The sequence below is a fragment of the Serratia sp. CC22-02 genome (assembly GCF_900182895.1).
Taxonomy (GTDB): Bacteria; Pseudomonadota; Gammaproteobacteria; order Enterobacterales; family Enterobacteriaceae; genus Serratia; species Serratia nevei.
This window is the reverse complement of the sequence record NZ_FXUD01000007.1, coordinates 206,220-227,922: the sequence shown is the minus strand read 5'-3', so window position 1 is coordinate 227,922 and position 21,703 is coordinate 206,220. Positions and strand designations below refer to the sequence as shown.

General features: G+C 61.6%; 29 protein-coding genes. 14 read left to right on the top strand and 15 right to left on the bottom strand.

Annotated elements, in window-relative coordinates; genetic code table 11:
* Positions 1-13: 13 nt before the first annotated feature.
* Positions 14-217 (top strand): DUF1289 domain-containing protein, encoded by a 204-nt coding sequence (locus QOL81_RS21140; protein WP_060425090.1) that lies wholly within the window; start codon positions 14-16, stop codon positions 215-217.
* Positions 218-279: 62 nt separating this feature from the next.
* Here QOL81_RS21140 and nrdF read toward each other — a convergent pair whose 3' ends face one another.
* From nrdF to QOL81_RS21115, 5 genes are all read right to left on the bottom strand, one after another.
* The gene (gene nrdF, locus QOL81_RS21135; RefSeq protein ID WP_038872807.1) at positions 280-1,251 is read right to left on the bottom strand and encodes a class 1b ribonucleoside-diphosphate reductase subunit beta; all 972 of its coding nucleotides are present in this window, start codon (positions 1,249-1,251) and stop codon (positions 280-282) included.
* Between the two features lie 8 nt (positions 1,252-1,259).
* On the bottom strand, positions 1,260-3,404 hold the full coding sequence (nrdE, locus tag QOL81_RS21130) for a class 1b ribonucleoside-diphosphate reductase subunit alpha (RefSeq protein ID WP_072265494.1): 2,145 nt from the start codon (positions 3,402-3,404) through the stop codon (positions 1,260-1,262).
* The gene (gene nrdI, locus QOL81_RS21125; RefSeq protein WP_070913750.1) at positions 3,386-3,790 is read right to left on the bottom strand and encodes a class Ib ribonucleoside-diphosphate reductase assembly flavoprotein NrdI; all 405 of its coding nucleotides are present in this window, start codon (positions 3,788-3,790) and stop codon (positions 3,386-3,388) included. Before nrdI ends, nrdE begins: the two co-directional genes overlap by 19 nt.
* A gap of 9 nt (positions 3,791-3,799) precedes the next feature.
* Positions 3,800-4,030: a glutaredoxin-like protein NrdH gene (nrdH, locus tag QOL81_RS21120; RefSeq protein WP_004928934.1), complete on the bottom strand. Its 231-nt coding sequence runs from the start codon at positions 4,028-4,030 to the stop codon at positions 3,800-3,802.
* Between the two features lie 272 nt (positions 4,031-4,302).
* Positions 4,303-4,734 carry a carboxymuconolactone decarboxylase family protein gene (locus tag QOL81_RS21115; protein WP_197653513.1) on the bottom strand — a complete coding sequence of 144 codons (432 nt, stop codon included), beginning with the start codon at positions 4,732-4,734 and terminating at the stop codon, positions 4,303-4,305.
* A gap of 95 nt (positions 4,735-4,829) precedes the next feature.
* On the opposite strand from QOL81_RS21115, the gene pdxR reads away from it, so the two are divergent.
* Complete coding sequence (gene pdxR / locus QOL81_RS21110) at positions 4,830-6,263, top strand: MocR-like pyridoxine biosynthesis transcription factor PdxR (protein ID WP_283440016.1); 1,434 nt, start codon at positions 4,830-4,832, stop codon at positions 6,261-6,263.
* Between the two features lie 61 nt (positions 6,264-6,324).
* Here the strand turns inward: pdxR and QOL81_RS21105 are convergent, their stop codons facing one another.
* Both QOL81_RS21105 and QOL81_RS21100 read right to left on the bottom strand, forming a co-directional pair.
* Entirely contained in the window at positions 6,325-6,633 is a 309-nt protein-coding gene (locus QOL81_RS21105) for an ElaB/YgaM/YqjD family protein (RefSeq protein ID WP_004928950.1), read from the bottom strand.
* A gap of 91 nt (positions 6,634-6,724) precedes the next feature.
* Positions 6,725-7,699 (bottom strand): nickel/cobalt transporter, encoded by a 975-nt coding sequence (locus QOL81_RS21100; protein ID WP_060425082.1) that lies wholly within the window; start codon positions 7,697-7,699, stop codon positions 6,725-6,727.
* Between the two features lie 199 nt (positions 7,700-7,898).
* On the opposite strand from QOL81_RS21100, the gene asr reads away from it, so the two are divergent.
* Positions 7,899-8,249, top strand: coding sequence for an acid resistance repetitive basic protein Asr (gene asr, locus QOL81_RS21095; RefSeq protein ID WP_004928953.1), 351 nt, complete (start codon positions 7,899-7,901; stop codon positions 8,247-8,249).
* 195 nt (positions 8,250-8,444) lie between these two features.
* Here asr and QOL81_RS21090 read toward each other — a convergent pair whose 3' ends face one another.
* On the bottom strand, positions 8,445-8,825 hold the full coding sequence (locus tag QOL81_RS21090; RefSeq protein ID WP_049200826.1) for a DUF4440 domain-containing protein: 381 nt from the start codon (positions 8,823-8,825) through the stop codon (positions 8,445-8,447).
* Positions 8,822-10,204 (bottom strand): MFS transporter, encoded by a 1,383-nt coding sequence (locus QOL81_RS21085; RefSeq protein WP_225529428.1) that lies wholly within the window; start codon positions 10,202-10,204, stop codon positions 8,822-8,824. Before QOL81_RS21085 ends, QOL81_RS21090 begins: the two co-directional genes overlap by 4 nt.
* Positions 10,205-10,309: 105 nt before the next feature.
* On the opposite strand from QOL81_RS21085, the gene QOL81_RS21080 reads away from it, so the two are divergent.
* The 3 genes from QOL81_RS21080 (at position 10,310) to QOL81_RS21070 (ending at position 12,919) form a co-directional block, all read left to right on the top strand.
* Complete coding sequence (locus QOL81_RS21080) at positions 10,310-11,215, top strand: LysR family transcriptional regulator (protein WP_049200821.1); 906 nt, start codon at positions 10,310-10,312, stop codon at positions 11,213-11,215.
* A gap of 90 nt (positions 11,216-11,305) precedes the next feature.
* Complete coding sequence (locus tag QOL81_RS21075) at positions 11,306-12,478, top strand: MFS transporter (protein ID WP_100397071.1); 1,173 nt, start codon at positions 11,306-11,308, stop codon at positions 12,476-12,478.
* Positions 12,479-12,580: 102 nt separating this feature from the next.
* Positions 12,581-12,919, top strand: coding sequence for a DUF2002 family protein (locus QOL81_RS21070; RefSeq protein WP_038872785.1), 339 nt, complete (start codon positions 12,581-12,583; stop codon positions 12,917-12,919).
* Between the two features lie 26 nt (positions 12,920-12,945).
* Here QOL81_RS21070 and QOL81_RS21065 read toward each other — a convergent pair whose 3' ends face one another.
* Together QOL81_RS21065 and QOL81_RS21060 are read right to left on the bottom strand one after the other, a co-directional pair.
* The gene (locus QOL81_RS21065) at positions 12,946-13,392 is read right to left on the bottom strand and encodes a DUF1198 family protein (protein ID WP_025303978.1); all 447 of its coding nucleotides are present in this window, start codon (positions 13,390-13,392) and stop codon (positions 12,946-12,948) included.
* 67 nt (positions 13,393-13,459) lie between these two features.
* On the bottom strand, positions 13,460-13,795 hold the full coding sequence (locus QOL81_RS21060) for an MbeD/MobD family mobilization/exclusion family protein (protein ID WP_004928976.1): 336 nt from the start codon (positions 13,793-13,795) through the stop codon (positions 13,460-13,462).
* Between the two features lie 184 nt (positions 13,796-13,979).
* Here QOL81_RS21060 and smrA point away from each other — a divergent pair, with 184 nt between their 5' ends.
* The gene (gene smrA / locus QOL81_RS21055; protein WP_060425072.1) at positions 13,980-14,552 is read left to right on the top strand and encodes a DNA endonuclease SmrA; all 573 of its coding nucleotides are present in this window, start codon (positions 13,980-13,982) and stop codon (positions 14,550-14,552) included.
* Positions 14,553-14,602: 50 nt separating this feature from the next.
* Here the strand turns inward: smrA and QOL81_RS21050 are convergent, their stop codons facing one another.
* Positions 14,603-15,016: a DoxX family protein gene (locus tag QOL81_RS21050; RefSeq protein WP_016929826.1), complete on the bottom strand. Its 414-nt coding sequence runs from the start codon at positions 15,014-15,016 to the stop codon at positions 14,603-14,605.
* 192 nt (positions 15,017-15,208) lie between these two features.
* On the opposite strand from QOL81_RS21050, the gene QOL81_RS21045 reads away from it, so the two are divergent.
* Positions 15,209-15,439, top strand: a complete 231-nt coding sequence (locus QOL81_RS21045) for a (4Fe-4S)-binding protein (protein ID WP_016929825.1) — start codon at positions 15,209-15,211, stop codon at positions 15,437-15,439.
* Between the two features lies 1 nt (position 15,440).
* Positions 15,441-15,719, top strand: coding sequence for a GNAT family N-acetyltransferase (locus QOL81_RS21040; RefSeq protein ID WP_063990620.1), 279 nt, complete (start codon positions 15,441-15,443; stop codon positions 15,717-15,719).
* Positions 15,720-15,751: 32 nt separating this feature from the next.
* Here QOL81_RS21040 and QOL81_RS21035 read toward each other — a convergent pair whose 3' ends face one another.
* Entirely contained in the window at positions 15,752-15,934 is a 183-nt protein-coding gene (locus QOL81_RS21035) for a GDFGVC terminal motif YodC-like protein (protein WP_025303973.1), read from the bottom strand.
* Positions 15,935-16,054: 120 nt separating this feature from the next.
* On the opposite strand from QOL81_RS21035, the gene QOL81_RS21030 reads away from it, so the two are divergent.
* The gene (locus tag QOL81_RS21030) at positions 16,055-16,570 is read left to right on the top strand and encodes a DUF1543 domain-containing protein (RefSeq protein WP_033649790.1); all 516 of its coding nucleotides are present in this window, start codon (positions 16,055-16,057) and stop codon (positions 16,568-16,570) included.
* On the opposite strand, the gene QOL81_RS21025 is transcribed toward QOL81_RS21030, so the two are convergent.
* Positions 16,565-17,491 (bottom strand): LysR substrate-binding domain-containing protein, encoded by a 927-nt coding sequence (locus tag QOL81_RS21025; protein ID WP_169318699.1) that lies wholly within the window; start codon positions 17,489-17,491, stop codon positions 16,565-16,567. The two genes, QOL81_RS21030 and QOL81_RS21025, sit on opposite strands and share 6 nt — an antisense overlap.
* A gap of 85 nt (positions 17,492-17,576) precedes the next feature.
* Here QOL81_RS21025 and QOL81_RS21020 point away from each other — a divergent pair, with 85 nt between their 5' ends.
* Entirely contained in the window at positions 17,577-18,074 is a 498-nt protein-coding gene (locus tag QOL81_RS21020; RefSeq protein WP_060425068.1) for a GNAT family N-acetyltransferase, read from the top strand.
* Between the two features lie 62 nt (positions 18,075-18,136).
* On the opposite strand, the gene QOL81_RS21015 is transcribed toward QOL81_RS21020, so the two are convergent.
* Positions 18,137-18,871 (bottom strand): class I SAM-dependent methyltransferase, encoded by a 735-nt coding sequence (locus tag QOL81_RS21015; protein ID WP_076741042.1) that lies wholly within the window; start codon positions 18,869-18,871, stop codon positions 18,137-18,139.
* A 100-nt stretch (positions 18,872-18,971) separates the two neighbouring features.
* Here QOL81_RS21015 and QOL81_RS21010 point away from each other — a divergent pair, with 100 nt between their 5' ends.
* From QOL81_RS21010 to QOL81_RS21000, 3 genes are all read left to right on the top strand, one after another.
* Positions 18,972-19,424, top strand: a complete 453-nt coding sequence (locus QOL81_RS21010) for a GNAT family N-acetyltransferase (RefSeq protein WP_060441182.1) — start codon at positions 18,972-18,974, stop codon at positions 19,422-19,424.
* Positions 19,425-19,536: 112 nt separating this feature from the next.
* A complete protein-coding gene (locus QOL81_RS21005) occupies positions 19,537-19,953 on the top strand; it encodes a DUF2946 domain-containing protein (protein ID WP_187322698.1) in 417 nt (138 codons plus the stop codon).
* 71 nt (positions 19,954-20,024) lie between these two features.
* Positions 20,025-21,686 (top strand): DUF2534 family protein, encoded by a 1,662-nt coding sequence (locus tag QOL81_RS21000; protein ID WP_197757899.1) that lies wholly within the window; start codon positions 20,025-20,027, stop codon positions 21,684-21,686.
* Positions 21,687-21,703 lie beyond the last annotated feature (17 nt).

Below are 21,703 nucleotides of genomic sequence, written 5' to 3'. Positions count from 1 at the left end.
TCAAGGGCGGTTTATGGCGGGCGACAATCAGCAATTCCAGCACGGCGTGAGATCGCCCTGCGTCAGCCTGTGCCGCATCGACGACGAAACCCAGCGGTGCCGGGGATGTCGGCGCACGCGGGCGGAGATCGCCGCCTGGCCGACCGCCAGCGACGCGGAGAAACGCGCTATTTGGCGGCGGCTTGAGCTGCGTGCGGCCTTCAAGCAAAACACATAGTCGCGGGAGCACGACACGTCGCACTCCCGCGAAAGCCTTTTCCTGATACGGCCAGCCAGCCCTCAGAAATCCCAGTCCTCATCCTCGGTGTTGACCGCCTTGCCGATGACGTAAGACGAACCGGAGCCGGAGAAGAAGTCGTGGTTTTCATCGGCGTTCGGCGACAATGCCGACAGGATAGCCGGGTTGACCTCCGCCATCGCCGGTGGGAACAGCGCTTCATATCCCAGATTCATCAGCGCCTTGTTGGCGTTGTAGTGCAGGAAGGTTTTCACGTCTTCCGTCCAGCCGACGCCGTCGTACAGCTCCTCGGTGTAGCGCACCTCGTTGTCGTACAAATCCTGCATCAGGTCGAAGGCGAAGTTTTTCACCTGCCGGCGCCGCGCGGCGTCCACTTTCTCCAGCCCTTTCTGGAACTTATAGCCGATGTAGTAGCCGTGCACCGCCTCGTCGCGGATGATCAGGCGGATCAGATCGGCGGTGTTGGTCAGCTTGGCGCGGCTCGACCAGTACATCGGCAGATAAAAGCCCGAATAGAACAGGAACGACTCGAGGAACACGCTGGCAACCTTCTTCAACAGCGGATCGTCGCTGCGGTAGTGGGCCAGAATGATGCCGGCCTTTTTCTGCAGCGCGCGGTTTTCCTCGCTCCAGCGGTAGGCATCGTCCACGTCCGGCGTTTGGCACAGGGTGGAGAAGATTGAGCTGTACGAGCGGGCGTGTACCGCCTCCATAAAGCTGATGTTGGAGTACACCGCCTCTTCGTGCGGCGTCAGCGCATCGGCGATCAGGGCCGGCGCGCCGACGGTGTTCTGGATGGTGTCCAGCAGCGTCAGCCCGGTAAACACCCGAATGGTCAGCTGCTGCTCCTTCGGTGTCAGCGTGGCCCAGGAGGGGATATCGTTGGACAGCGGCACCTTCTCCGGCAGCCAGAAGTTGGAGGTCAGGCGGTTCCATACCTCCAGATCCTTGTCGTCTTCGATGATGTTCCAGTTGATGGCGCGCACCAGCGGCGCCGATGTTAGGGTCGTCATAAGTTGCCTCACAGCGAGCAGGACACGCAGCCCTGCACCTCGGTGCCTTCCAGCGCCATCTGGCGCAGGCGGATGTAGTAAATGGTCTTGATGCCTTTGCGCCAGGCGTAGATCTGCGCGCGGTTGATATCGCGGGTGGTGGCGGTATCGCGGAAGAACAGCGTCAGCGACAGCCCCTGATCGACGTGCTGCGTGGCGGCGGCGTAGGTATCGATGATCTTTTCCGGGCCAATCTCGTAGGCATCCTGGTAATACGCCAGGTTGTCGTTGGTCATGTAGGGCGCCGGGTAGTAAACGCGGCCGATCTTGCCTTCCTTGCGGATCTCGATGCGCGAGACGATCGGGTGGATGCTGGAGGTGGCGTTGTTGATGTACGAGATGGAACCGGTCGGCGGCACCGCCTGCAGGTTCTGATTGTACAGCCCGTGCAGCATCACCGACTGGCGCAGCGCGCGCCAGTCGTCGCGGCCCGGAATGGCGATGCCGGCGGCGGCGAACAGCTCGCGTACCCGCTCGGTTTGCGGCAGCCAGTCGCGTTCGGTGTACTTGTCGAAGTACTCGCCGCTGGCATAGCGGGAGTGTTCAAAACCGTCGAAGGCGCCGCCGCGCTCGATCGCCAGCCGGTTCGAGGCGCGAATGGCGTGATAGGCCACGGTATAGAAATAGAGGTTGGTGAAGTCGATGCCTTCTTCCGAGCCGTAGAAAATGCGCTCGCGCGCCAGGTAACCGTGCAGGTTCATCTGGCCCAGGCCGATGGCGCGGGCGCTGCGGTTGCCCTCGGCGATCGACGGCACCGAGCGGATATCGCTCATGTCGGCCACCGCAGTCAGCGCGCGGATCGCGGTCTCGATCGCCTTGCCGAAGTCCGGCGCGTCCATGGTTTTGGCGATGTTCAGCGAGCCGAGGTTGCAGGAGATGTCCTTGCCGATGCGATCGTAGCTCAGATCCTCGTGATACGTGCTGGCGCGGTTGACCTGCAGGATCTCCGAACACAGGTTGCTCATGTTGATGCGCCCGGCGATCGGATTTTCCCGGTTGACGGTGTCCTCGAACATCACGTACGGGTAGCCGGATTCGAACTGGATCTCCGCCAGCACCTGGAAGAACTCGCGCGCGTTGATGCGCGACTTGCGGATGCGCTTGTCGTCCACCATCTCGCGATATTTCTCGCTGACGGCAATCTCCGAAAACGGCACGCCGTACACCCGTTCGACGTCGTAGGGTGAGAACAGGTACATCTCTTCGTTGTTCTTCGCCAGCTCGAAGGTAATATCCGGGATCACCACCCCCAGCGACAGCGTTTTGATGCGGATCTTCTCGTCGGCGTTTTCCCGTTTGGTGTCGAGGAAACGCAGAATGTCCGGGTGGTGGGCATTGAGATACACCGCGCCGGCCCCCTGGCGCGCGCCGAGCTGGTTGGCGTAGGAGAAGGCGTCTTCGAGCATTTTCATGATCGGAATGACGCCGGAGGACTGGTTCTCGATGCGCTTGATTGGCGCGCCCACCTCGCGAATATTGCTCAGCAGGAAGGCCACGCCGCCGCCGCGTTTCGACAGCTGCAGCGCGGAGTTCACCGCTCGCCCGATCGATTCCATATTGTCTTCGATACGCAGCAGGAAGCAGGAGACCAGCTCGCCGCGCTGGCGTTTGCCGCAGTTGAGGAAGGTTGGGGTGGCCGGTTGGAAGCGGCCGGAAATCATCTCTTCCACCAGATCCTGCGCCAGCCCGGTGTCGCCCGCCGCCAGCGTCAGCGCCACCATGCATACCCGATCTTCGTAGCGCTCCAGATAGCGTTTGCCGTCGAAGGTTTTGAGCGTATAGCTGGTGTAATACTTAAAGGCACCGAGGAAGGTCTCGAAGCGGAATTTTTTGGCGTAGGCCTGCTGGAATAGCTGCTTGATAAACGGGAATTCGTACTGCGCCAGCACCTGCGGCTCGTAGTAGCCTTCCTCCACCAGATAGCGCAGCTTTTCCTCCAGGTTATGGAAGAACACGGTGTTTTGGTTGACGTGCTGCAGGAAGTAGTGCCGCGCCGCCAGCCGATCTTTATCGAACTGGATCCGGCCTTCCGCATCGTAGAGATTGAGCATCGCGTTGAGCGAATGGTAATCCAGCGCGCCCGTCTCGGGCCTGGTCAGTTCTGTCGTTGCCAAAATGCGGTTACTCCCTGTCGAACGTTTTCAACGTCTTGCGCGGTGCCGAGCAGCTCGAAGCGGTACAAAAAAGGCACCTGGCATTTTTTGGCGATGATGTCGCCGGCGATGCCGTATGCTGCGCCGAAGTTGGTGTTCCCGGCGGCGATGACGCCGCGCAGGTGTGAACGGTTTTGCGGAACGTTGAGAAAGCGGATGACCTGGATCGGCACCGCGCCGACGGCGCTGCCGCCGCCATAGCTGGGCACGATCAAGATATAGGGTTGTTCCATCAGCAATTTGCTGCGGGCACCGGCGATCGGAATGCGGATCGCCGGCAGGCCCAGTTTCTCAACGAACCGATGGGTGTTCTCCGAGCTGCTGGAGAAATAGACCAGCGGATTCATCGGCGGGCCTCAGCAGGTGAGCGCCAGCGCGCCGATCTTGTCCGGCCGGAACCCGGACCAGTGATCGTCACCGGCGATAATCACCGGAACTTGCTGATAACCTAAGGATTTAACGTGATTCAGCGCCTGCTGATCCTGGGTGAGATCGATCACCTGATAATCAATCCCCTGTTTATCAAATGCGCGATAGGTGGCGTTGCACTGGACACAGTCCGGCTTACTGTAAATAATAATGCTCATGATTCGCATTTACCTTTAGACTGAAGGAAAGGCGGACAAGTCAGATAACGGAGCATCGTTCCTGGCGTTTCTGACGGCGTTATCAACCGAACGACACTCCCTGCGGCTGACCCATAAAATACTATATGTTGATATTTGTTTTATCAACCACGCTATATATGGTGTTTTGTCGGGTTGGAGGCGCAGGCCGCGCCGGGGCTGGAAAAGGCGAGGGAAAAAATTTTTGCGGGTGAGAAATTCCCCCTCTCAGTGAAGAGGGGGAATCGAGCGCATTACTGACGCATGCTGACGGCCAGCCGGTTGAAGGCGTTCATGATGCTGATGGCGAAGGTCAGATCGGCGATCTCGGTATCGCTGAAGTGCACTTTCAGCGCCTCGAAAGCGCTGTCCGGTGCGCCGGTGGCGGCGATCAGCGTCACCGACTCGGCCCATTCCAGCGCGGCGCGTTCGCGCTCGCTGAACTCATGGCTGACGCGCCAGCCCGCCAGCGTATCCAGCTTGGCATGGCTGAAGCCGCTTTCGCGCAGCGCTTTGCCGTGCATATCCAGGCAGTAGGCGCAGCCGTTGATCTGCGAAACGCGCATAAACATCAACTCGATGGTCGCCTTGTCCAGGGCACCTTTCTCCAGCGCCATCAGCGCGCTTACCATATTTTTGTACGGGGCGGGCGCCAGCTCGGCATAGTTCAAACGTTGCTTAATCATGGTCAACCTCAATCGGTAGTAACGAAATCATGACGCTACTTTAGCGGCCTTATGGTCTATGCTATAGGGCCATAAAATGATTATTTAACCGGGCCATGATGCCATCTTTCCTGACCTCGCTGCGGCTGGACAACCGGCTGGCGGAACCGCTGTACCGGCAGATCTACCTGCGGATTAAAGACGCCATCGCCCAGGGCAGCCTGGCGGCGGGCAGCCGATTACCCTCAGTGCGCGGGTTGGCGAGCGATCTGGGCGTGGCGCGCGCCACGGTGGAAAGCGCCTACGCGCAACTTATTGCCGAAGGTTTCTTGCAGAGCCGTGGGCAGGCGGGCACCTATGTCTCGCCGCAGCTGCCGCACGTGCCGCCGGGTGCGGTATCCGCTGCGCCGCCGCTGGCGGCGATGGCGCCCGATCCGCTGCAGCCGCAGGGCATGCTGCAGCCTTTCCAACTGGGCGTGCCGGCGTTGGACGCGTTTCCCCGGGCGTTATGGCAGCGCATTGTCGCCCGCCAGCTGCGCGGTTCCACGGTGTCTTCCCTGGCGCTGCCGCCGGCCGGCGGCCTGCCTGAGCTGCGTGAGGCGATCGCCCATTATCTGCATTTGTCGCGCGGCATCAGCTGCAGGCCGGAGCAGGTTTTCCTCTGCGCCGGTTATCCGGCGCTGTTGGACTGGGTGGTGGAGACGCTGTTGCACGCCGGCGACGCGGTATGGATCGAAGATCCCGGCTATCCGGTCACGCGCCCGCTGCTGCGGGCCGCCGGCGTCAGGCCGATCGCCGTGCCGGTGGATGAACAAGGCATGGACGTGGCCGCCGGTAGGCTGACGGCGCCTGAGGCGCGGCTGGCGGTGGTGACGCCGACCCATCAAAGCCCGCTCGGCGTCACGCTCAGCCTGGCGCGGCGCATGGCGCTGCTCGACTGGGCGCAGCAGCGCAGGGCCTGGATCCTGGAAGATGACTACGACAGCGAGTTTCGCTATCACGGGCGGCCATTGCCGCCGCTGAAAAGCCTCGATGTTCAGGGGCGGGTGCTGTACGCCGGCACCTTCAGCAAAACGCTGTTCCCGGCGCTGCGCATGGCCTACCTGGTGGTGCCCGCCGGCCTGACGGAGGCCTTTGCGCGCAGCAGCCGGCTACGTGGCTGCGGCTGCCCGCCGCTGCTGCAGGCCGGCGTGGCGGATTTTATCCGGCAAGGGCATTTCTACCGCCACCTGAAACGCATGCGGCCGCTGTACCGCCAGCGGCGTGAGTGGCTGACGCAGGCGCTGGAACGGCAGCTGGGAGCGTGGCTGACGGCGGTGCCGCAACAGGGCGGTATTCAGCTGCTGGCACGGCTGCGTGACGGGGTGGCGGATACGCCGTTGGCGGCGCAAGCCTGGCAGCAGGGGCTGGCGGCGCAGGCGTTGTCGGACTGGCGAATCGACCATCCCGCGGGGCAAGGATTGCTGCTGGGCTTCGCCAATTTTACTCGGCAAGAGGAGACGGAGCGGGCGGTGCAGGGGCTGGCGCAGCTGTTCAAACGCCTAAATTAAACGGCCCGCGATTTCCGCGGGCCAGACGCACATCTGTTTTATCTTTATGACTGCAGGGGTGTTAACGCCGGGCCAGCAGCACGCCGAGCACGATGCCGACGGCGGCACCGATCCCTACGCCCTGCCAAGGTTTGTCACGCACATAGCTGTCTGCTTGATCGACCGCGTCGCGCGCATGCTGTGTCAGACTGGTGGAGCCATTGAACCGCGCCCGGGCGTCGCGCAGCACGCCTTTCGCCTTGCTGTGCAGCTCTTTCAGTTCCTCTTTGGTCTTGTCACCGGACTCGCGCAACACTTCATCCAGCGTATCGGCCAACAGAGTGACGTCCTGATCGATATCGCGTTCTGTTCTTTCCGCTTTCTTAAACATTCAGCTCTCCATTTCGACACATGTCTTTTAAGTGTAGACCATGCCGAGATTTGTGTGGCCGATCACGCAAAAAAACGACGATTTACCGGCGTTAGCAGCCGGCGGCGATAAAATCGCCGTTGGCGCTGACCGGGATCACCGAATTGAACAACACCAGCGCGAACAGGATCAGGATCACGCCGCCGAGCATCACGGCGATGCGCGACGCCTGTGCCAGATAGTAGCCCGTCAGGCCGGGTTGATGGGCCAGAAAACGCTCGCGCGCGTGGTGCACCAGCGTGGCGAGGATCATGATCGACAGCCCGGTGCCCAGCGCCATGCTCATGGCGGAGATCACCCCCCAGGTGAACATGCCGATGGCGTTGGCGAACACCAGAATCAGGATGGCGCCGCTGCATGGACGAATACCGATGGAGACGATCAGCCACAGCGCGTTGCGCCAGCCGCCGGTCAGTTCGGCTGCGCCGGGCTGATGCCGGTGGCCGCACTCGCACGCCGCGCTATGCGCGTGGTCCGCTGGGTGCAGCGCCTGAATGACCGGCGCGCGGCGCCGACGCCAGCGCCAGCCGCTGGCGCGCAGGATCACCATCAGGCCGAAGGCGGCGATGAAGACCGCGCTGCCTTTTTCCACCCAATAACGGCTGAGGCTGAGATCGCCCATCGACAGGTTGAGCGCCACCGCCAGCACCACCACGAACACAATGGCGACCACGCCTTGCATCAGGCTGCCCAGCAGGGTGATCGCCCGGCTGGCGTTCAGCCGTTCGCGGTGGGTGGCCAGATAAGTGGTGATGACGAACTTGCCGTGGCCGGGGCCGATGGAGTGCAGGAAGCCGTAAGCGAAACTGGCCAGCGTCAGCATTAGCCCGCCGCTGTATTGCTGGTTACGCTGCTGCAGCAGATAGAGCACCAGATAGCGGTGCATGTAAATCTGGAAGTTGATGCAATACTGCACAAACTCGGCCCAGTGCCGCACGAACAGGTAGAGCAGCGTCAGCAGCAGCAGACCGGCGAGGGCCAGACCGGCATAGCGGCCCGGCGCGTGTTTCAGCGAGACGGTTTTCATAGCGTGAGCGAGCCTGTACGAGGGGCATCTTCCTTCAGCATATACCCGCCGATGCGGTTCACAAGCGCCGTTCACAAACGTTGTACATTTGGTTACTCGGCGAAACCAATCACTCACGGAAACGGCAGTTTGATTCCACTAGTATCTGTTTCAACGGCTCCACCGGAGCTTACCGAAACAACACTCTGAGGATTTAAAGATGAAAAAAGTATTAGCGCTGATCGTTGCTGCCACTATGGGTCTGTCTTCTGTTGCTTTCGCTGCTGATACTGCAGCTACTGCTCCGGCTACCACCACCGCGCCAGCTGCGACCACCACTACCGCTGCGCCAGCGGCTGCTGCTGAAAAAGCACCAGCTAAAGCAACGCACCACAAGAAAGCTAAGCACCACAAAAAAGCGCCAGCCCAGAAAGCTCAGGCCGCTAAAAAGCACCACAAAAAAGCGCCAGCTCAGAAAGCCCAGGCTGCTAAAAAACACCACAAAAAAGCGCCAGTGCAGAAAGCTCAGGCCGCTAAAAAACACCACAAAAAAGCCGGTAAAAAAGCTTAATTAAGTGATGTTTGCGGAACCGAAAGGTTCCGCACTCTCCAGCCCGTACTCCAGACACCCGGTTCTTCCGGGTGTCTTCTTTTGAGGCGACGAACGATGATCAATCGCTATCTGTTTGAAGTCATTTTCAGTGCGGTAACCCTGTGCGGGGTGATCGTCGGTTGGGAACTGTTTTTGGCCGGCAGCTTTTTGTAATTATTGCGCCGCGGCGGTTTCGTGCAAATGCCGCCAGCCGAGTACGTTGGGCTGACGTTCAAAGACCACCGTGGAATAGCGCAGCGTGGCGCTTTGCCCCGGCAGGCTCTGTTTTTCCCGGTAGCTGACTACTGCGCCCGTCGGCCATTCGGCCACCAGCTTCATCTCTTCTATCTCGATTTCCAATCCCGGTTTGGCGGCGCGATGCGCGCGGAAAAAGGCGCACAGCGCGGCAAAATCCAGCGGAGCGCCGCTCAGCGCGATCATGCTGAAATCCGGCGTAAAGCGCGCCAGCAGCGCCTGTTCTTCTCCAGCCCCTTTGCCCAGCCAGCGTTCAATGGCGATGTGGGCGTCGATCACTTCGGTAAAGTACGGGTTCATAAAGCATCCTGTTGAGCGTTGAGTTGGCGCACGATGGCGCGGTTGGCGAGGCGCAGGCACAGCAGCAGCGGGATAAATACGCTGGCGCCCGCCAGAATGAAGCAGGTGCGGTAGGCCGCCGCGGGCGGCAGCCCGGTCAGCAGCAAATTCAGCAGCAGGCTGAGCAGCGCCACGCCGAGGCAAAAACTGAGCTGGCGATTGATGTTCCACAGCGCGCTGGCGTCCGCCAGCTGAGCGTCGGGGATCTGCAGGAACGCGCTGCTCTGCGCGGTGCTGCTGCACAGGCTGCCGCCAAACCCCATCAGGGCGAAGGCGGCGATCTGCAATGCGTGCTGGCCGGCCAGATCGATCTGCGCCAGCGTCAGCATGCCGGCGCCTTGTAACAGGCAGCCGGCGATCAGCAGCGGCCGCGGGCCGAGGCGATTAAAGGTTTTGCCGGTCAGCGTGATGGCCAGGAACGACGCCAGCGCCCAGGGCAGCATCAGGCCGCCGACCTGGGCGGCGGGCATCCCCAGCTGGTTTTGCAGATACAGCATCGCCACCAGGCTGACGCCGATGAACAGGCCGGGAATGCACAAATAAACCGCCATGGCGTTGCGCAGCAGCGGATCGGCGACCAGCCGCAGGTTCAGCAGCGGCTGCGGGGTGCGCAGGCTATGGCGCAGATAATAGGCCAGCACCAGCAGGCCGGCGGCCAGCAGCGCCGCGCCGGAAGCCTGATGACCGGCCTCGCTCAGCCGGGTCAGGCCGAGCAGCAGCAGCGTCAACGCCGCGCAGGCGCTCAGCAGCCCTTTGCCGTCGAGCGGTTTACGCACCGCCGCCGACGTTTCCGCGCGCAGCCACAGCGCCGCCAGCGCCAGGGCCAGGGCCGCCAGCGGCAGGTTGGCGAAAAACACCCAGCGCCAGTCCAGCCGATCGACGAGCCAGCCGCCCAGCGCCGGTGACAGCGCCGGCGCCAGCAGCCCCACCAACATGATGGCCGCCGACAGCCCGGCGCGTTCATGGCTGCGGTACAGCTGGTAGGTCAGCGTTTGGCCGATGGGGATCAGTAAGCCGCCGCCCATGCCTTGCAGGGTGCGCCAGCCGATCAGCGCGCCGATGCTGTCGGCGTTGCCCGCACCGAGGGTGGCCAGCATGAACAGCGCCAGCGACAGCAGGAACACCCGCCGCCCGCCGATGCGCTGCGCCAGCCAGGCGCTGAGGGGGATCACCAGCGTCAGGCCGAGAATATAGCCGTTGCTGACCCACGCCAGTTGGCTGACCGACGCCCGCATCACCTGGCCGATGGCGGGGTAGGCGACGTTGGCGATAAACATATTGATCAGATCGACGAAAAAGCCGAGCAGATAGACGATTGCCACTTTGCTGCGATAAGACATGGTGCCTCCGGTTGAAGGCGAGCAGTGTATCGGGGGGAAAAGTGCGGATAAATCGGCGGCGGGCGATTACACTGTCAAAATGATTTTGACAATAAGGGCGGCGAAATGCTGAATCTGCAGCGCCTGGCGATCTTTGCGGCGGTGGTGGAAGCGGGCAGCTTTACCGCGGCGGCGGCGGCGCTGGGGCAAACCAAGGCGGTGGTGAGCTTTAACGTCAAACAGCTGGAGAACGAGCTGGGGGTGTCACTGCTGGCGCGCAGCACCCGGCGGCTGTCGCTGACCGACGCCGGCGAACGCTTTTACCAGCGCAGCCTGCAGCTGCTGCAGGAGGCGGAAAACGTGCTGGACGACGTGCGTCGCGATCATCACGGCCTGAGCGGCGTGCTGCGCATCACCAGCACGCCGGAGTACGGCGCGCAGGTGGTGGTGCCGGCGCTGGCGGCTTTTTCGCGGCAGCATCCGCGGCTGCGCATCCAGCATGTCTCTTCTTCTTATCATGCCGATCTGATCTCGGAGCGCTTTGACGTGGCGATCCGCCTGGGCCAGCTGGCGGACTCCAGCCACCGCGCGGCGCTGATCGACAGCTTCGCCATTTTTCCGGTGGCGTCGCCGGGTTATCTGGCCGACCGACCGATTCATTCGCTGACGGATCTGGCGCAGGCGCAGTGGATCGCCCACAGCCGGCTCAGTTCACCGCTCAGCTGGCAGGTGGCCACGCCGCAGCGCGAAGCGGTGCTGTTCAAGGTCGCGGACGCTGCCACGCTCACTGGCGATAGCGCCGCGGCATTGCTGGCGTTCGCCCTGCATGGCGCCGGGGTGGCGCTGCTGCCGGCGTGGCTGGCACAGCCCGAAATCGACGCCGGCCGGCTGCAGCGGTTGCTGCCGGATCACCGTTTCCCCGAGCAGAGCATCTATGCGCTCTACCCGAACACCCGCCATGTGCCGGAAAAGGTACGGGCGTTTATCGATTTTCTGCGCGCGCGGGTGGCGGCAAAATCGTTAGCGAAATAATAATTCGTTATAACTCTCTCATTTATCATCAGATCCCATCGGGGTATGCTGGCAATCTCTGTCTACCCCGTCCGATGCGAGCCACCTTCGATGACCGCAGAAAATAACCTCCAGCTGAACCGACGCATTCTGTCCGTGGTGATGTTCACCTTCGTCTGCTACCTGACCATCGGCCTGCCGCTGGCGGTGCTGCCGGGATTTGTGCATGAGCATCTGGGCTACAACTCGGTGCTGGCGGGCCTTATCATCAGCGCGCAGTACTTCGCCACGCTGTTCAGCCGCCCGCACGCCGGGCGCTATGCCGATCAGCTGGGGCCGAAGAAGGTGGTGCTGTTTGGCCTGGCGTGCTGCGGCGCCAGCGGCCTGTTTTACGCGCTGGCATTCGGCGTTGACGGTTACCCGTGGCTCAGCCTGCTGTTGCTGTGCGTGGGGCGGGTGTTTCTCGGCGTCGGCGAAAGCTTCGCCAGCACCGGTTCCACGCTGTGGGGTATCGGCCGGGTTGGAGCGATGCACACCGCGCGGGTGATTTCCTGGAACGGCGTTGCCACCTACGGGGCGATGGCGGCCGGGGCGCCGCTCGGCGTGTACCTGAATCAGCAGTGGGGATTGGCCGGGGTGGCGGCGCTGATCGTGCTGGCGGTCGCGGTGGCGCTGCTGTTGGCGAGCGGCAAGCCGGACGTCTCGATCGCCGCCGGGCAGCGCATCGCCTTTCGCGCGGTGTTCGGTCGTATTTGGGCCTATGGCCTCGGGCTGGCGATGGGCACCGTCGGCTTCGGCGTGATCGCCACGTTCATCACGCTTTACTATGCCGACAAAGGTTGGAGCGGCGCGGCGTTTTCGCTGACGCTGTTCAGCTGCGCCTTCGTCGGCATCCGCCTGATCTTCAGCAACGTCATCAACCGCCACGGCGGTCTGAAGGTGACGCTGGCGTCGTTTCTGGTCGAGATCGTCGGGCTGCTGTTGATCTGGCTGGCCGGTGAGCCCTGGATGGTGCAAACCGGCGCGTTGCTGGCCGGCGCCGGTTTCTCGCTGGTGTTCCCGGCGCTGGGCGTCGAGGCGGTGAAACAGGTGCCGCCGCAGAATCAGGGCACGGCGCTCGGCACCTATTCGGCGTTCCTCGACCTGGCGCTGGGCATCACCGGCCCGCTGGCCGGGCTGCTGATTGGGCAAGCGGGCGTGCCGTCGATCTATCTGGCGGCGGCGCTGCTGGTGGCGCTCGGGGTGTTGCTCACTCTGCGCCTGCTGCAGCGCAGCCGGAGCTGATTCAGGAATAGTCCGAAACCCGGATTCCTCCCCAGAAAATCATTGTTTCGGTGAATGATTACGGTAAGGTCGCTCAGCGGTCCAGAATGAGAGGAGGAATCGATGTATTTACGGCCGGATGAAGTGGCTAAAGTGTTGGAGAATACCGGCTTTGAGCGTGATTATGTCACCGATCAGGCCTATGGCTACCGCAAGGGTGCACACTACGTGTATGTGAATCGCGAAGCGCGGATGGGCAGAACCGCGTTGGTGATCCACCCGGCGTTGAAAGAGAGAAGCGTGCATTTCGCCACGCCAACCTCCCCGGTGCGCACCAGCGAGCAGTATCTGGAGTTTCCCCTGGATTTAAGCGGCGACGCCCCGAACCTGCGTTACGGCATCGCACACGGCTTCAGCTCGCGCGAAGCGCTGTCGCGCTACCTCTTCAGCATGTTCCTGTAATCGGTCCCCCGCTTCGGGGGACGCGATCAGCCGTGGGCCAACGCTTCGCGGTTGAAACGCTCGTTGTAGGCGCGACGGAACTGCGCCAGTTCAAACGCATCGATATCCAGTTCGGCGAAGTAAAACAGCGCCGCTTCGGTGTGCTCGGCGTGCAGCTCCGGCGATAGCCCGGCGCGCAGCAGCACGTCGCGCCACAGGGCAATCTGTTCGTCGTCCGCCTGTTTGATGAACGTCAGGTAGATGAACAGCAGATAAGCCGCCTGGTGCATCTCTTCGGTGTAGCCGTTGTTCAGCATGCGAATAAAGGTCTGGCTTTGGCGGCCGCCCATTTCCTGGATCATCGATTCGATCAGCATTGGTTTGACCCTCAGCAGATGGGCCAGCGAATCGATGGCTTTGCGGGTGTCGGACGTCAGGATGCGGTAACCGATAATGAATACGACGATCAGGGCGGCGAGGATGATCCAGGTCATTTAGGCTTTATTACACTCTCAATACGCCAGAAGAGGGGCGGGAGGCGCTGTGCGACAGCGCCCGCTATCAATGCTGTTCGCCGCTGAAATTACCGACCGCGCTCTGTTGGCGCAGGTGGTGATTGAAGGTGGCCGCGTCTTTGGCCAGCGCGTCCAGATGGGCGCCGAGCATTTTGATCTGCTTCACCAGCGCATGCTGTTCCGGCACCGAACTGGCGGTGCTCAGCTTGCGCGCCAGTTGTTCATTCTGCGCCCGCAGCGCGGCTTCGCGCTGTTTGGCCTCTTCCAGCAGTTGCTGCAGCGCCTGGTAGCTCTGCTGCCATTCGCGGTGTTGCCGTTCGAAGCTGCTCTGCAACTCATTCATCGCATTTTGAAACTGGATTTCCAGCTCGCGCATTGTCATGGGCTCGATCCTTTGCGGCACTCAATGATGGCTTAGCAGTATAGCGAAAACTGTTCGCAAGCTCACCCGTTGACGACAAATGAGACAAATGCTGCTGACAATTCCCGGCTTGCAACCGTGGCAAGGCGTCTTACAATCGACCCCATTCCCGGCCGTAAAGGCTGCCGTTCAAGAGAGGTGGAAGATGAGCGAGCAGGAAAAAGACTTTTTTGAACAGGCGATGGCGGACGTGGTGCCGCTGGCGAGCGGACGGCAGACGCTGTACCTCAAGCCGCAGGAGGCGATGGACAAAAGCGCGCGGCGCGAAGCGCAGCGGCTGATGCAGGAAAACTTCCTCAGCACCGATTTTCTCGAGGTGATCCCCTGCGAACAGCCGCTGGAGTTCAAAGGGGAAGGCATTCAACAGGGCGTGCTGGACAAGCTGCGCAACGGGCGTTATCCGCCGCAGGCGTCGCTGAACCTGCTGCGTCAGTCGGTCGAAGCCAGCCGGCAGGCGCTGTTTCGCTTTATCGTGCAGGCGGAGGCGCAAAACCTGCGTTCGCTGCTGATCGTGCACGGCCGCGGGCGGCAGAACGAAAGCCATCCGAATATCGTGCGCAGTTACGTCGCCAAATGGCTGGCGCAGTTTGAACAGGTTCAGGCGTTTTGCCGTGCCTTACCGCGCGACGGCGGCGAGGGCGCCTGCTATGTCACGCTGCGTAAATCGGCGCAGGCCAAGGCGGAAAACTTTGAGCGCCACGCCAAGCGCAGCCGTTGAAGGGATAGCCGAAATAAAATGGCCGGCGATATTCGCCGGCCATCGATGAATTATTTATTAAATATTTTATAGTCCAGCGAATAACGGCCGGCGCCGGTTACCGCCAGCAACAGCAAGCCGCCAATGATGCTGATGTTTTTAAAGAAGTTGATTTCATTGCCCATCATTTCCATGCCGGTCATTTTCCAGAACGGATGGCCGATAAACGCGGTGCCCAACACATACAGGGCGAAAATGACCGCGATAGGGCGAGTAAACAGACCGAGAATAAGCGCGATGCCGAAAATAAACTCCACCACTACGGCAACGATCGCCGCTAAATAAGGCATCGGCGTGCCGTAGCCTTCCATCGCCGTGACGGTCGCACCGAAGTTGACCAGTTTCATCCAGCCGAAAATGATAAACAGAACCATCAGTAATATGCGGGACAGCAGAATTACGCCGTCTTTTGAGCTATCACCCATTTCGAACTCCTTAGCCACTGTCGGAATGATGTTGTCTTACTGAATAAAGATTAGAACAATTTACGTTTTTTTCTAGCGGCGGCGGGCGGTTGCGCCACTTTTTTCGGTGAGCGAGACGCGTGGTGAAGCCGGCGGCATTGCCTATACTTGAGCCTGGAGCAAAAACAATAAAACAGGCAATGTGAGGCCAAAATGGACGAGGAATTGACCGCCGCCGGTTACCGCCGTTATTCCGGCGACAAGATTGACGTTTATTTTAACAGCGCGATATGCCGCCATTCTGCCAACTGCGTGCGTGGCAACGCGGCTATTTTTACCCTGAACCGCCGCCCGTGGATTATGCCGGACAATGCCGACGCGGCGGAGGTGAAACGCGTTATCGACACCTGCCCCAGCGGCGCACTTAAATATAGGGAGAAATAATATGGAACATAAAATACTGGCAGACGACAAGCGTTTTTATATCAATGACGAGCAGGGCAAGCTGATCGCCGAGATCTCTTTCGTGCCGAGCGGCGACAAGCTGACCATTATCGATCACACCTGGGTGGATGAGTCATTGAAGGGGCAGGGCGTCGGCAAAAAGCTGGTGGCGCTGGTGGTGGAGAAGATGCGCGCGGAGCGGCGTAAAATCATTCCGCTCTGCCCGTTCGCCAAGCATGAGTTTGATACCACGCCGGCCTATCAGGACATTCGCGCCTGAGGCGATAACGGGGCGCGGTGCGCCCCGGTCATTCAGCAGACGCCGAAATCGCCGTCTTCGTGGTACAGCGCCACGTCGCTGGCCTGCACCTCCGTGCGCTGCTCTTTGCCCAGTTCATTCCAGCTGCAAACCAGGGTTTCACCGTCGATCGCCACCACGGTCATCTTTGGGCCGCCGGTGGTGCGTTGAACAAAATCACCGATATTGAATGCCATGCGTTCCTCCACAACAGATTAAACCTCACCTATTGATAACACAGAATGGTGCTGCCGTTGGCACGAGTTTCGTTATGTATTATTTTATATAGCGATTATCACCAAGGAGAGCAGAATAACATGCCGGGATTATTGATGTTTTATGTGGGCGGTACGGCGCCGGGCGCCAATATTGAGCTGCACGACGTGCAGTTCGCGGCGGCGGATCGGCCGGAAGAGGCGTATCCGCTGCTGCGTGAAAAGTGGTTCGGCGATAAGCGCAAGGTGCATGTCGACGGCTATGCGCGCATCGACTGGGCGGACGGTTACGACGTGAGCCTGGAGCCTGCGCCGTTCGCCGGTGAAGAGAAGCTGTTTTTCGTCAACGTGGGCGGCTACCGCAGCGATGAGCTGGCGGAATTGCACCAGTTCGGCCTGTTTGTGGCGCGTTCCGCCGACGAGGCGAAGGACAAAGCCAAACGGGTGCTGCTGACGGACAGCGCGCAGCAGCACAAGGATGACCTGGCCGAGGTGGACGACTGCCTGCTGCTGCAGGCGCTGCAGGGCTACCACGTGCATCTGCGGGCCAACCCGCACGGCAAACCGGCCCGGCCGCTGTGGCAGGGGTATCTGCCGATCGGCGAACCCGCGCTATAACGCCGCCAACGCCTGCAGCTGTTGCCGCAACCAGCGGCAGGCCTCTGGCCGGCCGTTCTTGCGGTGCAGGTAGATTTTGATCTGATACGGCGGCACCGGAAACGGTAGGGGGTGGATATCCAGCGCCGCCGCCTGCCGCAATTTTTGCGCGGCGTAGCGCGGCATGCTCATCACCAGTTCGCTGTCGGCGACGATGAACGGCGCTCCCAGCAGCGAAGGCGTGCGGATGGCGATATCGCGCTGCAGCCCCAGCTTATCGAGCTGGTAGTCAATGACGCCGCGCTGTTCGTTCCACGGCGTCACCACCAGATGGCGCGCCCGCAGGTAGTTTTCCAGCGTCAGTTCGCCGTATTTTACGCTGAAGGCGGGTGAACAAATCGCCACATACTCATCCTCCAGCCAGTTCACCTCGTCGATCTCCGGGTAGCTTTCGCCGTCGGTTTCGGTAAAGCCCAGCGCGAAGTCGATGCGCCCCGCCAACAGATCGTTCAATGCTACCTTACGCTCGGAATAGCGCAGCTGGAACGACAGCCCGGGCGCCAGGCGTTGCATCTGCGCCATCAGCGCGGGAAACACCGCGAAGGCGGTGTAATCGGTAATGGCGAAGGTGAAGCTCTCCCGGCTTTCGGCGGGGACGAAGCGCGGGCGCGGATGCAGCCCTTTGGCCAGCAGCGCCAGACTTTCGCTGACGGTCGGGGCCAGGCTGTCGGCATACACCGTCGGGTGCATGTCGTTGCCGACCCGGTAGAACAGCTCGTCCGCCAGCGCCTTGCGCAGCCGAATCAACGCGTGGCTCAGCGCCGACGCGCTGAGGGCCAGCTCTGCCGCGGCGCGCGTCACCGACCGCAGCCGATAGACCGCTTCGAACACCAGCAGCAGGTTGAGATCGAGACGCTTCAAATCCAGATGCATGATATTCATTACCTGTTGATGAAAATGCAGTTCATACAGTATTTGAGGCGCGATATGCTGGCAAGCACAGTCATCAACACACTCAGGATTTGCCATGACCATTGAGATTTACCCGGCGCAAAAAAGTGACGCCAAACTGATTCTGGACATGATTATCGAGCTGGCGGTGTACGAAAAGGCGCGCGAGCAGGTGCTGGCCAGCGTGGAAGATATCGAACGCAGCCTGTTTGGGCCGGGCGCCTGTTCCGAAGCGCTGATTTGTACGGTAAACGGCGAGCCGGCGGGTTATGCGGTGTTCTTTATGAGTTACTCCACCTGGCTGGGTAAAAACGGCATCTATCTGGAAGACCTGTACGTGGCGCCGAAGCATCGCGGCGCGGGCGCCGGTAAAAAGCTGCTGCGGCACATCGCCCAACTGGCGTGCGAACGGCAGTGCGGCCGCCTGGAGTGGAGCGTGCTGGACTGGAACCAACCGGCCATCGATTTCTACCTCAGCATCGGCGCGCAGCCGCAGAGCGAGTGGGTGCGCTATCGTATGGAGGGCGAGGCGTTGACGCACTTCGCGGCGCATGGGGTGGCGTTGCCGGCATAATAGCCGTTGGGGGGAGGCGGACTCCCCAACTGTGGTGGTGTGAACGGTTTACTGCGGATCAATCAGGCGGGTTTGCGGGCGGCGAGAATGAAGATCATCGGGCGCTCCTGCTCTTCGTCCAGCGCCGGATTAGCGGCAATTTGCTGCGCGCTGGGGCCCCATTCGTTCAAATGCTGGATGATAAACCCTTGCTGCGCCAGCGGGTTGATATAGCCGCCGAGCGTGCGGTGCTGCTTGATGACGCCTTCCGCCAGCCAGTTGGAAACGCGCTGGCCTTCTCGCTGGTAGCCGTTCACCGGCCAGGATTTCTGCCCGTTGCCGTCGGTCAGCCAGCCCTGCTGCGCCGGGGCGGTGTAGATCGGGTGCTCGGCGGTGAAGATGAACTGCCCGCCGGGTTTCAACGCGGCGTAAACCGTGGCGAACAGGGCGGCCAGATCCTCGAGGTAGTGCAGCGTCAGCGAGCTGTAGACAAGATCGTAACTTTCCGGCGGCAGCTGCAGCTGCGCCAAATCCTGCCGACGGTACTCGATGCCCGCGTCGGCGGTCATCTCCCGCGCCTTGGCCAGCATTTTTTCCGAGACGTCCAGCCCCAGCACGCTGGCTGCGCCCTGTTCGCGCGCGCTGCGGCAAAACCAGCCGTAGCCGCAGCCGAGATCGACCACGCTTTTGCCCTGCAAATCCGGCAGGATGCGGCGGATGGCGGCCCATTCCGGCGCGCCGTCCAGGCCGTGCTGCGAGCGGCTGAGCTGCGCATAGCCGTCGAAAAAGGCCTGATTGTCATAGATATTTTGCGTCATGATGACTCCTTGGGGTGAATGACGGCGGCGGAATGCCGCTGCCATACCGTGCATATTGCTGCATAATTCTACGCTGACAACATGAATAACGGGAATGACGATGGACATGATTTCGGTGCGGCAAGCGCCCGAGCTGGCGCCGCGCGCCATTGCGTATTTTCAGCGGCACTGGGCCACGGCAGAGACGCTGATAATGTATGAAGACGCCATCAACCGCAGCCTCGGCGCCGCTAACCCGCTGCCGCAGTGGTACCTGCTGATGGAAAATGATCAGATCCTCGGCTGCGCGGGGCTCATCACCAACGACTTTATCAGCCGTGGGGAGTTGTATCCCTGGCTGTGCGCGCTCTATGTAGAGGAAGCGCAGCGCGGCCGGGGCTACGGCGCCAAACTGATTGAGCATGTGGCGGCGGAAACCCGCCGGCTGGGCTTCCCGCAGCTGCACCTGTGCACCGATCTGGAAGGCTACTACGAGCGCAGCGGCTTCGTTTATAACGGGCTCGGGTATCACCCGTGGGGCGAATCCTCGCGGGTCTATTCGCGAGTGCTGTGATCGCCGCCGCCGAGGACGATTAAGACAAATCTGACTTTTCTTTCACCTCATCGCGCATCGCGGGTTACACTGGCCGCTTGTTCGCCACCGACCGGGTTAATTCGCCGCCGCGATGAGAGTACCACGCCAGCTACAGCAACGCTTTACCGCCTGCATCGCCATTATGGCGGTGCTGTTGCTGTTTGTGGCGCCGGTGGTGTCGAAATCGCTGATGCACCACCCGATGATGGGCGGCATGGCGCAGACGGACGCCGCTATGCCGCACGACATGCACGCGATGGCGATGCCCGCCGCCGAGCATGCCGGCCACCACGGCATGGATCCTGCGGAGATGATTTTCTGCGGCTATTGCGAGCTGCTGATCCACGTGCCGCTGCTGCTGTGGACATTCGTCCCGCTGCTGTGGCTGATGGCGCGCATCGCGCGCCTGCCTTGCGCGCCGCGCATCGTTTCTCCGCCCATTCGGCGCCTGACTCTGCGGCCGAGCCCGCGCGGGCCGCCCGGCCAACCGTTTTTCCCTATTGCTTGATCATGGGTAACGCCGTTCGTATCGCTGCGGACGGTTTGCCTGCGCGCACAGTTTGAAAAACGAGAAAGGCCATGTCTTCAATAACCAAAACTCCACCTGCCGCATCGCCGCGTGGCGCGATGCTGAACCTGATCAGACGGCTGCATTTTTATATCGGCCTGCTGGTCGCTCCTTTTATTCTGGTCGCTGCATTGACCGGCACGCTGTATGTGTTGACGCCGCAGCTTGAAGAGGCGCTGTATCGCGATGCGCTTTTCACCGAACCGCACGGGCAGGCGAGATCGCTGGCTGACCAGATCGCCGCCGCCCGCCGCGCGGTGGGTGACGAGGCGCGCATTTACGCCGTGCGCCCGGCACCCGGCGCAATGGACACCACGCGCGTACAGTTCGCGGGTGCCGATCTGGGTGCTTCCGAGTCGCGCGCGCTGTTTGTCGATCCTTATACCCTGGCGATCAAGGGCGATATGACGGTGTACGGCACCTCCGGCGTGCTGCCGCTGCGCACTTGGCTGGACAAGCTTCACAGCAGCCTGCTGCTCGGCGATCTGGGGCGTAACTACAGCGAGCTGGCGGCCTCCTGGCTGTGGGTGGCCGCGCTGGGCGGCGTGGCGCTGTGGTTGGCGACGCGGCCGAAGCGCAAGCTGAAAAGGGCGAAAGGGGGCTTTGCCGCCAGCCGCCATTGGCATATCACGCTGGGCGTGGTGTTGCTGGCCGGGCTGCTGTTCTTCTCGGCTACCGGGCTGACCTGGTCGCAGTGGGCCGGCGGCAACATCGACGCGCTGCGGGCCAACCTGGGCTGGCTGACGCCGCAGGTCAACACCAGCCTGCAGGCCGATGCACCGCAGACGCCGGCCGATCCGCACGCCGAGCACCGCGGGATGATGCCGGGCATGAAGATGGGGCCTGCCGCGCAGAGCAATGCGCTGAACGGCGACTGGGATCGGGCGCTGCACGCTGCGCGCGCCGCTGGAATAGGCGCCGCCAAGGTCGAGCTGCGCCAGCCGAAAGGCGAGGGCAAAGCCTGGACGGTAACCGAAGTGGATCGCAGCTGGCCAACGCAGGTGGACGCGGTTGCCATCGCACCGCAAAGCTTCGCCGTCATCGATCAGGTGCGGTTCGACACCTTCCCGCTCATCGCCAAGCTGACCCGCTGGGGCATCGACGCCCACATGGGCATTCTGTTCGGCTTGCCGAATCAGCTGCTGCTGGCGGCGTTCGGCCTTGGGCTGTGCTTGATGATTGCGTTGGGTTACCGCATGTGGTGGATCCGCCGCCCGGCGGCAGGGGCGCAGCATCCGGTGCATACGCTGGTCGCCGCCTGGCTGGCGCTTTCCCTACCGGCGCGTGCCGTCACGCTGCTGGTGGCTTCCGTACTGGGGTATTGCCTGCCGGTGATGGGCGTGAGCCTCGCGGCGTTGCTGCTGGTGGACGTGTGGCGCTGGCGCGGCCAGCGGCAAGGCCTTCAGAACGAAACGCCGGAAGCGGCCGCCCGCCGCGCCGAGGTGCGCAAGTTCCGCGCGGCGGTGGCGACGGTGGCGCTGGCGGTCGGCTGCGTGATGGGCCGAGCGATCCTTGGCGGCACTGTCGAGCAGTTTCAGCTGCCGATCGGCGACTGGAGCGCCCAGATGGTGATCATGCAGAGCCTGATGGTGCTGCTGTATACGCTGGTGTTCACCCTGCTGCTTTCCATTCCGCTGTGGTATTTCTTCCTGGGGGAGAACGAGGGGCGGTGAGGTATTTTGCGCCGACA

What these genes read in the sequence shown, in the direction of transcription:
- QOL81_RS21065 (WP_025303978.1), bottom strand. Translation starts at nt 13,392, where the DNA reads ATGACCTGGATCATCCTCGCCGCCCTGATCGTCGTATTCATTATCGGT.
- nrdH (WP_004928934.1), bottom strand. Translation starts at nt 4,030, where the DNA reads ATGAGCATTATTATTTACAGTAAGCCGGACTGTGTCCAGTGCAACGCC.
- QOL81_RS21100 (WP_060425082.1), bottom strand. Translation starts at nt 7,699, where the DNA reads ATGAAAACCGTCTCGCTGAAACACGCGCCGGGCCGCTATGCCGGTCTG.
- QOL81_RS21070 (WP_038872785.1), top strand. Translation starts at nt 12,581, where the DNA reads ATGTATTTACGGCCGGATGAAGTGGCTAAAGTGTTGGAGAATACCGGC.
- QOL81_RS21050 (WP_016929826.1), bottom strand. Translation starts at nt 15,016, where the DNA reads ATGGGTGATAGCTCAAAAGACGGCGTAATTCTGCTGTCCCGCATATTA.
- nrdF (WP_038872807.1), bottom strand. Translation starts at nt 1,251, where the DNA reads ATGACGACCCTAACATCGGCGCCGCTGGTGCGCGCCATCAACTGGAAC.
- smrA (WP_060425072.1), top strand. Translation starts at nt 13,980, where the DNA reads ATGAGCGAGCAGGAAAAAGACTTTTTTGAACAGGCGATGGCGGACGTG.
- QOL81_RS21035 (WP_025303973.1), bottom strand. Translation starts at nt 15,934, where the DNA reads ATGGCATTCAATATCGGTGATTTTGTTCAACGCACCACCGGCGGCCCA.
- QOL81_RS21025 (WP_169318699.1), bottom strand. Translation starts at nt 17,491, where the DNA reads ATGAATATCATGCATCTGGATTTGAAGCGTCTCGATCTCAACCTGCTG.
- QOL81_RS21045 (WP_016929825.1), top strand. Translation starts at nt 15,209, where the DNA reads ATGGACGAGGAATTGACCGCCGCCGGTTACCGCCGTTATTCCGGCGAC.
- QOL81_RS21080 (WP_049200821.1), top strand. Translation starts at nt 10,310, where the DNA reads ATGCTGAATCTGCAGCGCCTGGCGATCTTTGCGGCGGTGGTGGAAGCG.
- QOL81_RS21005 (WP_187322698.1), top strand. Translation starts at nt 19,537, where the DNA reads ATGAGAGTACCACGCCAGCTACAGCAACGCTTTACCGCCTGCATCGCC.
- QOL81_RS21020 (WP_060425068.1), top strand. Translation starts at nt 17,577, where the DNA reads ATGACCATTGAGATTTACCCGGCGCAAAAAAGTGACGCCAAACTGATT.
- nrdI (WP_070913750.1), bottom strand. Translation starts at nt 3,790, where the DNA reads ATGAATCCGCTGGTCTATTTCTCCAGCAGCTCGGAGAACACCCATCGG.
- QOL81_RS21010 (WP_060441182.1), top strand. Translation starts at nt 18,972, where the DNA reads ATGGACATGATTTCGGTGCGGCAAGCGCCCGAGCTGGCGCCGCGCGCC.
- QOL81_RS21090 (WP_049200826.1), bottom strand. Translation starts at nt 8,825, where the DNA reads ATGAACCCGTACTTTACCGAAGTGATCGACGCCCACATCGCCATTGAA.
- QOL81_RS21115 (WP_197653513.1), bottom strand. Translation starts at nt 4,734, where the DNA reads ATGATTAAGCAACGTTTGAACTATGCCGAGCTGGCGCCCGCCCCGTAC.
- QOL81_RS21105 (WP_004928950.1), bottom strand. Translation starts at nt 6,633, where the DNA reads ATGTTTAAGAAAGCGGAAAGAACAGAACGCGATATCGATCAGGACGTC.
- QOL81_RS21075 (WP_100397071.1), top strand. Translation starts at nt 11,306, where the DNA reads ATGACCGCAGAAAATAACCTCCAGCTGAACCGACGCATTCTGTCCGTG.
- QOL81_RS21040 (WP_063990620.1), top strand. Translation starts at nt 15,441, where the DNA reads ATGGAACATAAAATACTGGCAGACGACAAGCGTTTTTATATCAATGAC.
- QOL81_RS21000 (WP_197757899.1), top strand. Translation starts at nt 20,025, where the DNA reads ATGTCTTCAATAACCAAAACTCCACCTGCCGCATCGCCGCGTGGCGCG.
- QOL81_RS21015 (WP_076741042.1), bottom strand. Translation starts at nt 18,871, where the DNA reads ATGACGCAAAATATCTATGACAATCAGGCCTTTTTCGACGGCTATGCG.
- QOL81_RS21030 (WP_033649790.1), top strand. Translation starts at nt 16,055, where the DNA reads ATGCCGGGATTATTGATGTTTTATGTGGGCGGTACGGCGCCGGGCGCC.
- QOL81_RS21060 (WP_004928976.1), bottom strand. Translation starts at nt 13,795, where the DNA reads ATGACAATGCGCGAGCTGGAAATCCAGTTTCAAAATGCGATGAATGAG.
- QOL81_RS21085 (WP_225529428.1), bottom strand. Translation starts at nt 10,204, where the DNA reads ATGTCTTATCGCAGCAAAGTGGCAATCGTCTATCTGCTCGGCTTTTTC.
- QOL81_RS21140 (WP_060425090.1), top strand. Translation starts at nt 14, where the DNA reads ATGGCGGGCGACAATCAGCAATTCCAGCACGGCGTGAGATCGCCCTGC.
- pdxR (WP_283440016.1), top strand. Translation starts at nt 4,830, where the DNA reads ATGATGCCATCTTTCCTGACCTCGCTGCGGCTGGACAACCGGCTGGCG.
- asr (WP_004928953.1), top strand. Translation starts at nt 7,899, where the DNA reads ATGAAAAAAGTATTAGCGCTGATCGTTGCTGCCACTATGGGTCTGTCT.